The 14,727-nt window shown below is 72.1% G+C and carries 12 protein-coding genes; 4 read left to right on the top strand and 8 right to left on the bottom strand.

The genetic code is table 11. From position 1 onward, the window contains the following. Nucleotide 1: 1 nt before the first annotated feature. Genes KB893_RS12665 through KB893_RS12640 form a run of 6 tightly spaced genes read right to left on the bottom strand, consistent with a single transcriptional unit; the run spans nucleotide 2 to nucleotide 7,326 of the window. Nucleotides 2–1,327 carry a sensor histidine kinase gene (locus tag KB893_RS12665; RefSeq protein ID WP_213173764.1) on the bottom strand — a complete coding sequence of 442 codons (1,326 nt, stop codon included), beginning with the start codon at nucleotides 1,325–1,327 and terminating at the stop codon, nucleotides 2–4. A 5-nt stretch (nucleotides 1,328–1,332) separates the two neighbouring features. After that, nucleotides 1,333–2,676 (bottom strand): sigma-54-dependent transcriptional regulator, encoded by a 1,344-nt coding sequence (locus KB893_RS12660; protein ID WP_211928014.1) that lies wholly within the window; start codon nucleotides 2,674–2,676, stop codon nucleotides 1,333–1,335. 52 nt (nucleotides 2,677–2,728) lie between these two features. After that, entirely contained in the window at nucleotides 2,729–3,961 is a 1,233-nt protein-coding gene (locus tag KB893_RS12655) for an ABC transporter permease (protein WP_211928013.1), read from the bottom strand. 19 nt (nucleotides 3,962–3,980) lie between these two features. Further along, nucleotides 3,981–5,291, bottom strand: coding sequence for an ABC transporter permease (locus tag KB893_RS12650; RefSeq protein WP_213173763.1), 1,311 nt, complete (start codon nucleotides 5,289–5,291; stop codon nucleotides 3,981–3,983). Nucleotides 5,292–5,302: 11 nt separating this feature from the next. Beyond that, the gene (locus KB893_RS12645) at nucleotides 5,303–6,016 is read right to left on the bottom strand and encodes an ABC transporter ATP-binding protein (protein ID WP_211928298.1); all 714 of its coding nucleotides are present in this window, start codon (nucleotides 6,014–6,016) and stop codon (nucleotides 5,303–5,305) included. Nucleotides 6,017–6,054: 38 nt separating this feature from the next. Beyond that, nucleotides 6,055–7,326, bottom strand: coding sequence for an efflux RND transporter periplasmic adaptor subunit (locus KB893_RS12640; protein WP_213173762.1), 1,272 nt, complete (start codon nucleotides 7,324–7,326; stop codon nucleotides 6,055–6,057). A gap of 207 nt (nucleotides 7,327–7,533) precedes the next feature. Here KB893_RS12640 and glmS point away from each other — a divergent pair, with 207 nt between their 5' ends. The 3 genes from glmS to KB893_RS12625 all read left to right on the top strand — a co-directional run bounded on the left by glmS (nucleotide 7,534) and on the right by KB893_RS12625 (nucleotide 10,168). After that, nucleotides 7,534–9,357: a glutamine--fructose-6-phosphate transaminase (isomerizing) gene (gene glmS / locus KB893_RS12635; protein ID WP_211925680.1), complete on the top strand. Its 1,824-nt coding sequence runs from the start codon at nucleotides 7,534–7,536 to the stop codon at nucleotides 9,355–9,357. 98 nt (nucleotides 9,358–9,455) lie between these two features. Further along, the gene (locus KB893_RS12630; RefSeq protein WP_211925679.1) at nucleotides 9,456–9,806 is read left to right on the top strand and encodes a glycine zipper 2TM domain-containing protein; all 351 of its coding nucleotides are present in this window, start codon (nucleotides 9,456–9,458) and stop codon (nucleotides 9,804–9,806) included. A 119-nt stretch (nucleotides 9,807–9,925) separates the two neighbouring features. Beyond that, on the top strand, nucleotides 9,926–10,168 hold the full coding sequence (locus tag KB893_RS12625; protein ID WP_211925678.1) for a hypothetical protein: 243 nt from the start codon (nucleotides 9,926–9,928) through the stop codon (nucleotides 10,166–10,168). A gap of 88 nt (nucleotides 10,169–10,256) precedes the next feature. Here the strand turns inward: KB893_RS12625 and KB893_RS12620 are convergent, their stop codons facing one another. Further along, on the bottom strand, nucleotides 10,257–10,694 hold the full coding sequence (locus tag KB893_RS12620; RefSeq protein WP_211925677.1) for a hypothetical protein: 438 nt from the start codon (nucleotides 10,692–10,694) through the stop codon (nucleotides 10,257–10,259). A gap of 158 nt (nucleotides 10,695–10,852) precedes the next feature. Here KB893_RS12620 and KB893_RS12615 point away from each other — a divergent pair, with 158 nt between their 5' ends. After that, nucleotides 10,853–11,659: an MOSC domain-containing protein gene (locus KB893_RS12615; RefSeq protein WP_211925676.1), complete on the top strand. Its 807-nt coding sequence runs from the start codon at nucleotides 10,853–10,855 to the stop codon at nucleotides 11,657–11,659. Nucleotides 11,660–11,738: 79 nt separating this feature from the next. Here the strand turns inward: KB893_RS12615 and KB893_RS12610 are convergent, their stop codons facing one another. Next, complete coding sequence (locus KB893_RS12610) at nucleotides 11,739–14,711, bottom strand: M14 family zinc carboxypeptidase (RefSeq protein ID WP_213173761.1); 2,973 nt, start codon at nucleotides 14,709–14,711, stop codon at nucleotides 11,739–11,741. Nucleotides 14,712–14,727: the final 16 nt, after the last annotated feature.

Below are 14,727 nucleotides of genomic sequence, written 5' to 3'. Positions count from 1 at the left end.
CCTACTCCGGCACGAGCACCGCGATCGCCAGGCCGCCGCCGTCGCGGTTGGACAGCGACAGCCTGCCGCCGTGCGCCTCGGCGATCTCGCGCACCAGCGCCAGGCCGAGGCCGGTGCCGCCGCGCTTGGTCGAGTAGAACGGCAGCAGGGCGTTGGCCAGCACCGCCTCGCTCATGCCGCCGCCGCGGTCGCGGACCTCGATCGCCACCATCTCGCCCAGCCGCCGCACGCCCAGGCTCACCGCATCCGCGGGCGAACCCGACTCGTGCGCGTTGCGCAGCAGGTTGATCAGCGCCTGCTCCATCTGCGCCGGGTCGAAGCGTCCGGGCCGCCCCGGCAGCGTGCCGTCGATGCGGAACTCGATCTGCGAGCGCAGGCGCTCGACGAACCCCGGCCAGGGTGTCGGCTCGAGCCGCGGGGCCGGCAGCTTGGCGAAGCGCGCATAGCCGCGGATGAAGCCTTCCAGGTGCCGCGCCCGGTCCTCGATGGTGGCGAACACCTCGGCAAGCTTCTCGGTGCGACCGCGCTCCAGCAGCGCGCCGCCGGAGTGCGCGAGCGAGGCGATCGGCGCCAGCGAGTTGTTGAGCTCGTGGCTGATGACCCGGATCACCTTCTTCCAGGTGCGCACTTCCTGGCGCCGCAGTTCCGCGGTCAGGTGGCGCAGCAGGATGAGCTCGTGCACGCGGCCGTTGAGGCGGAAGCCGCGGCGGGCCAGGTGGAAGGTGTCCTCCTCGTCCTCGTCGCGGCCGATCGCGAAGAGGCCGTCGCCGCCGCGCGCGACCGCTTCGCGCAGCGCCTCCGGCCCCGCGGCGAACACGGCGTCGAGGGGCATGCCCTCCAGCCGGCGGCCATCGTTGAGCAGCTTGCGCGCGGCGAGGTTGGCGTAGACCACGCGCCGCGACGGGTCGCACAGCAGCATCGCCACCGGCGTGTTCTGGACCATGGTGTCGAGCAGCAGCTCGCGCTGGGCGAGGCCGAGGCGCTGCTCGCGCAGCGTCGCGCCGAGCGCATTGTGCGCGGCGACGAGATCGGCCAGTTCGTCGTCGCGCGCCCAGTGCAGGCCGAAGGAGAAGTCGCCGTCGCGGTAGCTGTTGACGGTTCCGGCCAGTGCGCGGAACAGCGACAGCGCCGGCGCCAGCGTGCGCTGCGCGACCCAGGCGCACAGCGGCGCCAGCAGCAGGATCGCCATGCCCCATGCCGCCCAGGGCGAGGCGAGCCAGGGCCGCAGCGCGAGCGCGGCGCCCGCGCCCGCGGCGACCAGCAGGCAGCCGCCGACGCTGTGCCGCGCGACCAGCGACAGGCGGGGAACGAGGCGTCGGCGCGGCATGCGGATCAGGAACGCGCGATGTCGAGCCGGTCCATGCGCCGGTACAGCGCCTGGCGGCTGAGGCCGAGTTCGGAAGCGGCCTGCGCGATCACGCCGCCGGCGCGCGCCAGTGCGGCCTCGATCGCGGCGCGGTCGGGCTCGGCCTCGCCGGCGGCCGTCGGCGCGACCGCCGGCGCCGCGGGGAGGCCGAGGTCGGCGGCAACGATCTCCCGCCCCGCCGCCAGCAGCGCTGCGCGCTGCATGGTGTTCTTCAGCTCGCGCACGTTGCCCGGCCAGGCGTGCCGGCGCAGCGCGCGCAGCGCGGACTCGGCAAGCGTGCGCCCGGAGGGCAGGAAGCGGCGCGCCAGCGGCACGATGTCGTCCGGCCGCTCGGCCAGCGGCGGCAGCGCGATCTCGATGGTGTTGAGGCGGTAGTAGAGGTCCTCGCGGAAGCGGCCCTCGCGGATCATCTGCGGCAGGTCGGCGTTGGTCGCGCTGATCACGCGCACCTGGACCTGCCGTTCCCGGTTCGCGCCGAGACGCTCGAAGCGGCCGGTCTCGAGCACGCGCAGCAGCTTCATCTGCCCGGCCGGCGGCAGGTTGCCGATCTCGTCGAGGAACAGGGTGCCGCCGTCGGCCGCCTCGAACTTGCCCTCGCGCGCGCGGGTCGCGCCCGTGTAGGCGCCGGCCTCGGCACCGAAGAGTTCGGCTTCGATCAGCTCGGCCGGCAGCGCGCCGCAGTTGAGCGTGACCCAGGGGCCGTCCTTCACCGCCGAATTCGCCTGCACGATCTCGGCGATCTTCTCCTTGCCGGCGCCGTTGGGTCCGGTGATCAGCACCGGCACCTCGGCGCGCGCGACCTGGCAGGCGAGCGCCACCGCGCGCTCGGTGGCGGCGTCGGCGAACACCAGGCCGCGCAGGTCGAAGCGCGTCTCCAGTTCGCGCGCGCGCCGGCGCTCGCCGCTGCGGCGACGGTCGAGCTCGCGCCGGGCCTCGGCCAGTTCGAGCAGGTTGTTGACCGTGGCCAGCAGACGGCGGTCGTCCCAGGGCTTGGGCAGGTAGTCGACCGCGCCGGCCTTGACCAGGTCGACCGCGGCTTCCAGGTGCGTCCACGCGGTGAGCAGGATCACCGGCAGGTCAGGGTGCCGCGCGCGGATCTCGGCGAACAGGGCCCGGCCTTCGGCACCGGAGGTGGTGTCGGCGCTGAAGTTCATGTCCTGGATCACCAGGTCGATGGCGTCCGCGGCGAGGGCGGCGAGGCCCTCCTCCGGCGCATCCACGTGGCGCACCTCGATGTCGTGCAGGGAGAACAGCAGCGACAGCGCGGTGCCGATCGCGGGGTTGTCGTCGATGACGAGGATCGAGGGCATGGGTGGTGATCGCCGGTCGGACGCGCAGCGTAGGCCGCAGCGCGTCGCCGTGCTACGCCGTGCGCGTGGCCACCGCCGGCGGCACCGCCGCCGCGCGCCGGGCCGGGCCCAGCACTGCGACCTGGCCGAGCAGCCACAGGGCCAGCGCGCCGACCGGCAGGAAGGCCAGCGGCAGGCGCGGCAACTCGTAGGCCTGCATCAGCCACTGGTTGATGGCGTAGGCCAGCAGCATGCCGAGCACGATGCCCATCGTCGCCAGCAGGAAGTTCTCGGTCTGGAAGTAGCGCAGGATCTGCCCGCGGGTGGCGCCGAGCGCGCGGCGGATGCCGATCGTGCGGCGGCGCTGCTGCACCCAGAAGCTGGCCAGCCCGACGATGCCCAGCGCGGTCACCACCAGCAGCGCGACGCAGACCGTCACCAGCAGCCAGGCCATGGCGCGGTCCTGGCGGTAGTAGTCGTTGCGCATCTGCTCGAAGCTCACCGCGTCCTCCTCGGGCAGGATGCGGGTCGGGCCCGTCCCCTCCAGCGTCTTCAGCGCCGCATCGATCACCGCCTGGCGCCGGGTGGGATCCTGGACACGGATCAGGTAGCTGCCGCGCTCGTAGCTCGGATGGATCGGCAGCAGGAACGAGTACTGGGTCTGCGCGGGACCGCCTCTCTCGTTGGGGCGCATGAGGTTCTCGACCACGCCCACGATCCGATGCGGCGCATCGCCCCACGCGTAGAAGGTCTTGCCGATCGCGCTCTCGCCGGGGAACAGCGACTCGGCGACGCTGCGGGTGACGATCGTCGAAGGGATGGCGCGGTTCGCGCCAGGCGCCTGGGTCACGTCCCAGTCGAGGACCTCGTCGGGCTGGAAGTTCCGCCCCTCCACCAGCGTCAGTCCCATCGTGCCGAGAAGCGTCTGGTCGCCCAGGTAGACAGCGGCATTCATGTTCGCATGGCTCTGGTCCTGCTCGAGCTGGATCGAGCTGTTCCAAGAGGAATTTCCGAACGGCAGCTGGTTGACGGCGCTGACCGAACGCACGCCCGGGATCTGGCGTAGTGCGACGAGATCCGCGCGGGTGACGGCCATGGCGTCGCTGTTGCGGGCGATGCCGTTGACCTCTATCCGCACCAGCTCCTTCTCGGCGAGTCCACTGGGGCGCTGCATGCGGTCCAGCCGCGTGCCGATGAGGAACAGGGCGTTGCAGATGATCGCGCACGACAGCGCGATCTCCACGACGATGAGCAGCGCAGCGGTCTTGTGCCGGCGCAGGGTGGACAGGATCGGACGCAGTTCCATCGGGATCTCCTGGTGAGGCTTACTGCGACTTCAGCTGGAGCGCGGGCGCGACCTGCATCGCGCGCCAGGCCGGCAGGAGGCCGGCCAGCACGCTGGCGAGGACGGCGAGCACGAAGGTGGTGAGCAGCATTGTCGGATCGAGGTGGGCGAGCTCGGCGTAGTCGCTGGGCTGCTGGCGCACGGCCCACAGGCCCGCCGCTGCCAGCAGCAGCCCGAACAGGCCACCGGCCAGGCCGATGACGCCGGCCTCGACCAGGCACTGCGCGAAGATCGCCCGGCGCGAGGCGCCCAGGGCGCGGCGCACGCCGATCTCGCCGCTGCGGCGCAGGAACTTGGCCAGCAGCAGGCCGACGGTGTTGACCAGGCACACCGCGAGGAAGCCGAAGGCCAGCCACATCTGCAGGCGCACGTCGCCCGGGACGACCTGCTTGAAGTCGAGCCAGGTCATGACGTCGCTGAGGCGGACGTTGGTGGGGCGCTCGAAGCGTCCGGCCGCACGCTGCTGCTCGGAGTAGTTCTCGAGGTAGCGACGGTAGTCGTCGGCCGCCGAGGCATCCGGCAGCTCGACCCAGTACTGGAGCCATGTACAGGGCGCCGTGCGGCCAGTGCTGCCTTCGGGATCGTCGTTCTGGCCTCCCCAGCAGTTCATGTTGCCGCTGCTGGGGAGATTGAGATCCCTCGACGTGGCGAACGGCATGAACACCTCCTCGCTCTCGCCGTAGCGCGTGCTGGTGAGGTCGTAGAAGCGCGGCGTCGGCCGCCATTCGTCGAGCACGCCGATGACCTCGAAGGCGGTGCCATTGAGGCGCAGGCTGCGGCCGACGCCGTCGTCGGTGCCGAAGACGCGTTCGCTGAGCGCGCGGGTGATCACCACCACGCGCGCGCGCGCCTCGTCGTCGTCGGCCGACCACGCCCGCCCGTGCAGCAGCGGCACCTCGAACATCGGGAAGAAGTCGGCCGAGGTGTAGCGCGACTCGATGGTGAACGGCGTCAGCCCCGGCAGCTCCGGTTCCACCGCCAGACCGCCGGCCGACATCACCGCCTGGCGCTCGCCGCGCGCCTCGCGCAGCAACGCCTCGGAGTCCCAGCGCGTCATCTGCTCCTCCGGATCATCCCCGGGCGTGTAGCCGTTCATGCCCGCCGGATCCATCTGCACGTAGAACAGCCGCTCGCTCTTGCCGGGGATGGGATCGCCCGAGAGCACGTGGAACACCGTCAGCGTGGTCATGCTGGCGCCGATGCCGAGCGCGATGGCCAGCACCATCAGCGCGGTCAGCACTCTGTTGCGGCGCACGCTGCGGACCGCAAGGTCGAGGTAGTAGGCGAACATGGCGGCCGACCTCAGGCGCCCGCGCCGGCCGCGGCCGGGCGGGTGAGGCTGGGTGCACGGGCGAGGTCGCTGGCCTGGCCGTCGACGATGTGCACGTTGCGCTGCGCGCGCAGGGCGAGCTCGGGGTCGTGGGTCACCATCACGATGGTCGCGCCCTCGGCGTTGAGCGTCTCCAGCAGTTCCATCACCTCGCGCGCCATGTGCGAATCGAGGTTGCCGGTCGGCTCGTCGGCCAGCAGCAGGCGCGGGCTGCCGGCCAGCGCGCGGGCGATCGCGGCGCGCTGCTGCTGGCCGCCCGAGAGCTCCGCGGGGTAGTGCTTCATGCGCGAACCGAGGCCGACCTGGCCCAGCGCCTGCTCGATCCGCCGCCGGCGCTCGGCGCGGTCGAAGCCGCGGTAGCGCAGCGGCACGTCGACGTTGTCGAACAGGTCGAGGTCGGGGATCAGGTTGAAGCCCTGGAAGATGAAGCCGATCTTCTGGTTGCGCAGCCGTGAGCGCTCGGCATCGCCCAGGCCCCGCACCTCGGTGCCGTCGAGCCGATAGCTGCCCGAGCTGAAGTCCTCCAGCAGTCCTGCGATGTTGAGGAAGGTGGTCTTGCCCGCGCCCGACGGGCCGGTGACCGCGACGAACTCGCCCTCGCGCACGTGCAGGTCGAGCGCACGCAGGGCGTGGGTCTCGACGAGTTCGGTGCGGTAGACCTTGGTGACGGCCTGCATCTCGAGCATGGGTGGCGCTCCTGGTGTCGTGTGCGTGTCTGGAAGGATCAGAGGCCGGCGATGCGCACGCGCTCGGCGTCGCCGAAGGCGTCGGTGGCGGAGACCACGATGCGCTCGCCCGGCTCCAGGCCATCGAGGATCTCGACGGCATCGAGGCTGCTGATGCCGGTGCGGATGGCGCGGCGCTCGGCGATGCCGTCGCGCACCACCCAGGCCACCGAGCCGCCGCCGCTGGCGAGGAAGGCGCCGCGCTCGACCATCAGCGCATCCGGCTTCTCGTCGAGCACGATGCGCGCCGACAGGCGCTGGTTCTGGCGCATGCCCCCGGGCATGTCGCCGGTGAAGCGCAGGCGGCTGACCACCTCGCCGCCGACGACCTCTGGCGAGACCGAGCGCACCGTGCCGGCGAAGGTCCGCGCGCCGCTGCCGATCGTGGCCGGCATGCCGACGGCGAGGTCGCGGGCGAAGCTCTCGGGCACGCGGATCTCGAGTTCGAACTCGGTGAGATCGACCACGCTCAGCACCGGCGCGCTGGCGGCGACGTTGGCGTACTGCGGCACCATCACCTGGCCGACCTGGCCGTCGAAAGGCGCACGCAGGGTGAGCGCGTCGACCTGGCGGCCCAGCTCGGCGGTGAGCGCCTTCTGGCGGTCGAGCTCCAGGCGCTTGGCGTCGAGGTCGAAGCCGAGCCCCTCGGTGCTGAGCGCGGCGTCGGTGCGTGCGTGCGCGAGCGCGATCTCCGCCTTGGTGAGTTCGTCCCTGGCCTTGAGCATGTCGATCTCCGACATCGCCCCGGCGCGGAAGGCCTTTTCGATGCGCTCCAGGTCGCGCGCGGCGGACTGGCGGTCGATCTCGGCCTGGTCGATCAGCTTCTGCGCCTCGGCGCGGCCCTGCCGGATCTCGAGCCCGGCGTGGCCGACCGCCGCCTCCAGTCCGGCCAGGGTGGCTTCCTCCTGCGCCAGCCTGCTCTTGAGCTCCGGGCTGTCGATCACCGCCAGCGGCTGGCCCTGCTCGACCACGTCGCCGGCGACGATCTGGAGGTCGACGGTGCCGGCGGCGATGGCGTAGAGGGTGGGGCTGTTGGCGGCGACCAGGCGTCCGTCGGCGGCGATGTCGCGCACCAGCGTTCCGCGCTCGACCTCGGCGATGCGCACGCGCCCGGCATCGATCGAGCGCGAACCGGACATCCAGTCGCGGGCGACGCTCGCGCCGAGCAGCCCGGCCGCGACGAGGGCCGCGCCAGCGACGAGCCAGCTCTGGCGCACGCGGCGCGGCGGCGCGGCGAGGTGGCGGTCCTGGCCGGAGGTGTCCTGGATCATCGGGAACGTGCGCAGGTGGGGAGGGCATCTCTCCCCAGCAGCAACCGTGCCAACCGCAAGTTGCTGTTTTGAATGCGCATCAGCCGTGTCCGCCGGTGTCCGCCGTGTGTCCGGCCGCTGTCCGGAGCGCAGGCGCCGGCGGGCTGTCGCTCATGCCGGCGCGCGTAGAATTCCCCGCTTCGTCACCTCGACAGGAACGTCCCCGGTATGTGCGGAATCGTCGGCATCAGCGCCCGTCGCGACGTGGTCGCGCACCTCATCTCCGGCCTCAAGGCGCTCGAATACCGCGGCTACGATTCCGCCGGCGTGGCCGTCCTCGCCGACGGGCGCATCGAACGCCTGCGCACCCAGGGCAAGGTACAGGCCCTGGAGGCGCTGCACGCGGGGTCGGGCGTCGCCGGCCACTGCGGCATCGCGCACACGCGCTGGGCCACGCACGGCGTACCGAGCGAGGGCAACGCGCATCCGCACGTGTCGGGCCCGGTGTCGGTGGTGCACAACGGCATCATCGAGAACCACGCCGCGCTGCGCGCCGAGCTGCAGGCCGCCGGCTACGTGTTCACCTCGCAGACCGACAGCGAGGTCATCGCCCACCTGGTCGCGCGGGCGCTGGATGGCCAGCCCGACCTGCTGGCGGCGGTGCGCAGCGTGCTGCCGCGCCTGCACGGCGCCTACTCGATCGCGGTGATGTCCACCGACGAGCCCGGCGTGCTGGTCGGCGCGCGCCTGGGCTCGCCGCTGGTGGCGGGGCTGGGCAGCGACGAGAACTATCTCGCCTCCGACATCCACGCCCTGCTGCCGTTGACCCGGCGCTTCATCTACCTGGCCGAGGGCGACGTGGCGCGGGTGGACGCCGAAGGCGTCGCGATCTGGGACGAGGGCGGCGCGCCGGTCGAGCGCGCGGTGCGTGAATCCCAGTTCTCCACCGACGCGGTCGAGCGCGGCGAGTACCGGCACTACATGCTCAAGGAGATCCACGAGCAGCCGCAGGCGCTCGCCGACACGCTGGAGGGCCGCATCGCCGGCGGACGCGTGCTCACCCAGATCCTGGGCGTGGATGCGGAAGACCTGCTGGCGCGCACCGAGGCCGTGCACATCGTCGCCTGCGGCACCAGCTACCACGCCGGCCTGGTGGCGCGGTACTGGATCGAGTCGCTGGCCGGCATCCCGTGCACCGCCGAGATCGCCAGCGAATACCGCTACCGCAACCCGGTCGTGCGCCCGGGCACGCTGTTCGTGAGCATCTCGCAGTCTGGCGAGACGGCCGACACCCTGGCCGCGCTGAAGCTCGCGCGCGAGCGCGGCTACCTGGCGCAGCTCGCGGTGTGCAACGTGCCGGAATCGTCCATCGTGCGGGAGTCCTCGCTGGTGCTGATGACCCGCGCCGGCCCGGAGATCGGCGTGGCCTCGACCAAGGCCTTCACCACCCAGCTCGCCGCGCTGGCGCTGTTCGCGCTGGCCTTCGCCCGCGCCAAGGGGCTCGACGAACAGCGCTACCTCGACGGCGTGCGCCAGCTCGAGCAGCTGCCGGGCCTGGTCGCCGAGACGCTTAGGCTCGACGCCGGGATCCAGGACCTGGCGGGGGATTTCGCCGACAAGCAGCACGCGCTGTTCCTCGGCCGCGGCACGCACTGGCCGGTGGCGATGGAAGGCGCGCTCAAGCTCAAGGAGATCTCCTACATCCACGCCGAGGCCTATGCGGCCGGCGAGCTCAAGCACGGGCCGCTGGCCCTGGTCGACGCGCAGATGCCGGTGATCGCGGTGGCGCCGAACGACACACTGATCGACAAGCTGCTGTCGAACCTCGAGGAGGTGCGCACGCGCGGCGGCGTGCTCTACGTCTTCGCCGACCACGACATCGGCAGCCGCGTCGACGACAGCCGCACGCTGGTGATGCCCGCCTGCGGCGAGATCGCGGCGCCGATCGTCTCGACCGTTCCGCTGCAGCTGTTGAGCTACCACGTCGCGGTGCTGCGCGGCACCGACGTCGACCAGCCGCGCAATCTCGCCAAATCGGTCACCGTGGAGTGAAGGCCTGAATGAACCGCGGCCGGGAGCGCGGTCGCCGGTTTACATGCGCATGACGAACCCGGATCTAGCGTCGGGACCAGTTTCCCCGGAGATCCGCAATGAAGACCACGCTTCCCCTGTTCGCCGGTGTCCTCGGCCTCGCGCTGAGCGCCGGTGCCGCAGCGCAGTCCTCCGACTGGGACTACGACTACGACGACGGTGTGCGCTGCCGTGACGTGCCGGTGCAGCGCCAGAAGGAAGTCAAGGACGAGAACCAGATCGCCGGTACCGCGATCGGCGCGGTGGCCGGTGGCCTGCTGGGCAACCAGGTCGGCGGCGGCAGCGGCAGGAAGATCGCCACGGCCGCCGGCGCCATCGGCGGCGGCATCGCCGGCAACAAGATCCAGGAGCACAACCAGAACAACTCGTACGAGACCGTCTACGAGCGTCATTGCGAGTCGATCCGCTGAGCCGCCGCGCGGCCGCGTCCACCCCGCCAGGTGGCGCGGCCGCGCGCTTGGGTGCAGGGTGTGGGGGCGCCGCCCCGGCGCCCGTCCATCTCCAGACGTCTCGACTGACGAGGTAGACCATGCGAGCACTGTTCGTCGGCGGTACCGTCGACAATTCCGAACTCGAATTCGGCACCCGGAAGGAAGCGCCGATCCACTATCCCGAGAACACCGGCAGCGGCCAGTCGCGATACCGGCTGCATCACGAGCATCGCGAGGAGGGGAAGGTCGTGTACGCGGTCTACGCCGCACCGGACCTGGCCGAGAGCGAGGTGGAGCGGGTGATGGAAGAACGCGACTACGTCCGCCGCTTCGGCGGGTGACGGCGGCGCCGGAACGCATCGAGAGCCAAAGAAAAGGCCCGCACGCCGCGGGCCTTTTTCGTGTCCGCGGCGTGGGCGCGGCGGTGGATCAGGAGCGGGACTGATCCTGCGCGTCGCCTCCCTCCTGCGCACCTTCGCCCTGCCCGCCCTCATCCTGGTTCTCCCGGCTCTGCTGGCGCAGCGCCTCGGCCTCGTCGCGGCAGCGCCCCCGTTCCTCCTCCGGCAGGTTCTGGCAGCCCTCGATCGCCGCCTCGTAGCGATCGGCGGGCGAGGTCACCGGGCCCTCGGCGGGCAGGCCTGCCGGATCGGGACGTGCCAGGTCCGCACGCTGCGGCGGCACGCTGCGCTCGTTGACGGTGGCGGCGTCCTCGACGGCCTCGTCCGGCGCCGTGCTGGTGTCCATGTCGCGGCCGGTGCGCACCGGCGGCGGATCGACCGGCGTGTCGTAGGGATCCTTGTCGCAGGCCGCCAGCGGCAGTACGGCGGCGAGGGCCAGGGCGGCGAGGGCGAAATGTGCTCGATGCATGGTGACGGCTTCCATGGGTGGCGGGCGCGCCGTGGCGGCGGCGGATCGACGCCGCGCCGGTCGCCGGGACGGCGATGCGCCGGCGCGACGGACGATGCGACCCGCACCTTCGGCCAGCGCCGGTCCATGGCCGGTGAAGGGGCGGCTATCCTGCGCGCATGCATCTGGCCGGCATCCGCATCCATCCCATCAAGTCATGCGCCGGTCTCGACCTGGATGCCGTCGCCATCGAACCGCGCGGTCCCGAGCACGACCGGCGCTACATGCTGGTCGATGCCGCGGGCCGCTTCGTCACCGGCCGCCAGCACGGCGCGCTGGTCGGGCTGCGGCCCGAGCTGCGCGAGGGCGGCCTGCGCGTGCACGCCGGCGGAGACGCGCAGCTGCCGCCGCTCGAGATCGGGACGCCGGCGGCCGGGGCGCGCCGCATCGCGGTGACGGTGTGGAAGGACAGCGTGCAGGCGGCGCACGTCGGTGCGGACGCCGATGCCTGGTTCACGCAGGCGCTCGGCGTGCCGGTGCGCCTGGTGTGCATGGATGCGGCGGCGCACCGGCCGGTGGCTGCGGGGCATGCGGATTCCGGCGCCGAGGTCAGCTTCGCCGACGGATTCCCGTTGCTGCTGGTGTCGCAGGCGGCGGTCGATGCGCTGTCGGCGCGTGTGGGCCGGGCCATGTCGATGCGCCGCTTCCGCCCGAACCTGGTCATCGGCGCCTGTCCGCCGCACGCCGAGGACGGCTGGCGGCGGCTGCGCATCGGCGCGCTCGAGTTCGAGGCGCCCGGGCCCTGCACCCGCTGCGTGTTCACCACAGTCGATCCCGACTCCGGGCTGCGTGCGGCCGACGGCGAGCCGCTGGCCACGCTCAAGACCTATCGCCGCGGCGAGCGCGGCATCACCTTCGGCATCAACCTGATCGCCCGCGGGCAGGGCAGGCTGCGCATCGGCGATCCGGTGGAGGTGCTGGGATGACGGATCGGCTCCGCCCGCGACCCCGGACACCGGTCGCGGCCGAAGCCGCTCCCGTAAGGCGCTCCCGGCTCCCGACGCGCTAGAGCGCGTCGTGGTTGAGGATCGCGTTGGTGACCAGCGGATAGCTGCCGAGCGTCGCTGCGCGGTACAGCGGGTTGATGCCGAACAGCAGCACGTGGCCGTCGCCCAGGCGGGCGTCGACCACCGCCGCACGCTCGGCCAGCGCGTCGCCGTGGTCGAGCAGGCCCGAGACCAGCAGCCGGTCGGCCTCGGCGAAGCGCAGCAGGGCGCGCGGGCGCTGCTCCTCGGGAAGGAGGCGCAGGTTGTTGCGCATCTGTTCGGCATTGAGCGGCACCGCCTGCCACGGTTTCACGTCCGGCAGGGTCGGCGGCGCGACATAGCCGGGGCCCTGCGGCATGTCGATGTCGTCGGCGTCGCCGCGGCCGGTCGGCCGCCGGTAGTCGGCGGCGGTCTCCACGCGGGCGTCGCCACCGACCTGGTTGCTGACCTCGAAGGCCAGCCCGCCGGCGCTGTAGACGGTGAACGGCCGACCGTAGCCCCAGGTGACCGGGCTCGGCGTCTCGGTCGGCTGCGCACGTACCAGGGTGCCGGCGATGCGCAGGTCGTCGACCTCGGCGACGCGCACGCCCGGCGCGAGGCCGTACGCGATGGCGAGCTCGGCGGTGTCCTCGGCCACGACCAGCAGGCCGCCATCGCGCACGAAGCGCTTCAGGTGCTCGACGCCGGCGCCGCCGAGGCCCGGGCGGATGTCGTCGGTGGCGTCGATGCGGCCGATGTTCGGCGTGAGCGACGTGCTCTTCCACGGGATCGGCGCGCCGTTCATGGGCAGGCCGTCGACGACGAGCCGGGGGTCGCCCCCGACGGGGCCGAACAGCACCACGTCGTAGCGCGACAGCAGGCGCGCGTCCCGGGCCACGTCCTGGGTGCTGACGTAGTCGTAGTCGATGCCGAGGCCGTCGAGCGCCATGCGCCACCAGCCCTCGGTCTGGGTGCCGAGCCAGCTGTGCAGGAGCGCCACCTTCGGCGTGCGCAGGCGCCGGGTGGCGACCTCGGGCGCGGCGGCCAGCGCGGTCGCGGACAGGCCCAGCGCGCGCAGGTGCGGCGCCACGTCGCCGCGCACGAGGAGGCTGCCGGCGGCGAACTCGCGGCCGCCGGCGGAGAAGGGGGCGGTGGCGATCTCGATGCCCGCGTCCGCAGCCGCGAAGCGCAGCGAGGCGAGTTCGGCGGTGGCGGCGTTCGCGACAACATGGACGCCGCCGCTGCCGTCGATGCGCGCGAGATCCGCGGGCGTCGGCGCGGCCGCGCGCATCGGCGCCGCCAGCAGGGCCGGATCGACCACGCGCTCGACGTCGACGCCGAACTGGTCGCCCAGCGACCAGCCGGTGTCGTCGTAGGGATGCTTCTGCGGATCGTCCGGGGCCCAGTACTGGCGGTCGAGCAGGGTGTCGGCGATGCGCGAGTACGGCTGGTCCATGCGCACCACGAAACTGCCCGCAGGAAAGGTGCGGCTGCGCGGCGCGCCGGGCTGCGCCTCGCCGCCCTCGGCCGGCTCGTCCCGCTTCGCATCCGGGCCCGGCGCGGCGATGCGTGCGGCGGCCGGCCACTGCACGGTCAGCGGCGCGTCGAGCCGGTGCACCTCGACCTTCTGCCGCGCGAGCACCTCCAGCAGCTGGGCCTGGGCGGGCCCGCGCGGGTCGTCGGCCGTCAGCACGTAGCCGGCCGGGCCGGCATCCGCGGGCTTGCCCACCGCGCGCTTCGACTTCAGCCAGAACGTGCGCATGAAGGTGTCGGTGTTCTGCGCGAAGTAGTCGAGCGCCGCGAGCATGCCGCTCTGCGAGTAGTTGTTGTTGTTGCGCTGCGACCACAGCACCTGCGCCCGCGGCGGACTGGGGCGGTACCAGGTGCGTGCGTAGTCGGCGGGATCGAGGATGCGCTCGACGGTGTCGGCGCCACCGTTGCCGAAGGTCTCGTACAGGCGGCTGATGCCGTTGTGCATCGCCGCGATGAACATCAGGTAGCCCGGGCTCCAGGTGTCGAACTCGCCGTGGGTGAACACGCCCGGCAGGCCGAGCCGGGTCAGCGTCTGCACGTTGTTCCAGCCGAGCTGCTGCCACTCGCCGACCAGCAGCGGATCGATCCAGGCGTTGTAGGGCGGCGCCCCGATGGTGTTGTCGTAGAGGAAGGGCACCGACTCGTGCAGGTCGTGCAGCACCAGCGGATGCCAGCGATCGAAGGTGTCGATGACGTTGCGGGTCAGCGCGAGCGACGCGACCATCGCGTCGCGGTTGTTGTCGTGGGCGACGTAGTGGCCCCAGTACAGCAGCGGCGGGGTCGGCCGGTCCGGGTGCGCGCGGTGCCAGTCGTAGACGTCGACCATGCGCTCCCAGCCGTCGGGCTCGACCACCGGCGTGATCAGGGTGATCACGTTGCGGCGGATGGCCCGGATGTAGGGCGCCTCGTCGACGGTCAGGCGATAGGCCAGTTCCATCAGCGAGGTCGGCGTGCCGGTCTCGGTGGAATGGATGGTGCCGGTGAGGTAGTAGACCGGCGTGGTCCGCGCGATCAGCGCATCGGCACGGGCATCGTCCATGCCGATGCGGCGCGGATCGGCGAGTTGCGCCATGCGCTCGCGGTTGGCCTCGAGGTCGGCGATCAGCGCCTCGTCGGCGATCGCCACCGCGATCATCTCGCGGCCTTCCTCGGAGCGGCCGATGGGGAACACCTTCACCCGCGGGCTGGCCTGCTCGAGCGAGCGGAAGTAGTCGTGGACGACCTGCAGGCGCGGCAGCCTGTTCGGGGCCCCGGCCACGTCGCCGAGCGCCGCCATCGGCGTCGGCACGCTGGCCGAGGCCGGCAGGTAGCCGGTCAGGATGGTGTTGAAGTCGGCGTCGGTCGTGTACTCGGCGATCTTGGCGCCGTAGGCCGCGTCCACCGCCTGCGCGGGATCGCGGGCAAAGTGCGATTCGAGCCCGTCGGCGGCCTGGGCCGCACCGGCGAGGCCCACGAGGGCGAAGGCGAGAAGACGCTGCATGGATTCCCCGGACGGC

Source organism: Coralloluteibacterium stylophorae (genome assembly GCF_018122625.2).
Lineage (GTDB): Bacteria > Pseudomonadota > Gammaproteobacteria > Xanthomonadales > Xanthomonadaceae > Coralloluteibacterium > Coralloluteibacterium stylophorae.
Note: the sequence above shows the minus strand (reverse complement) of the source record. Positions and strands in the feature narration are given on the sequence as shown.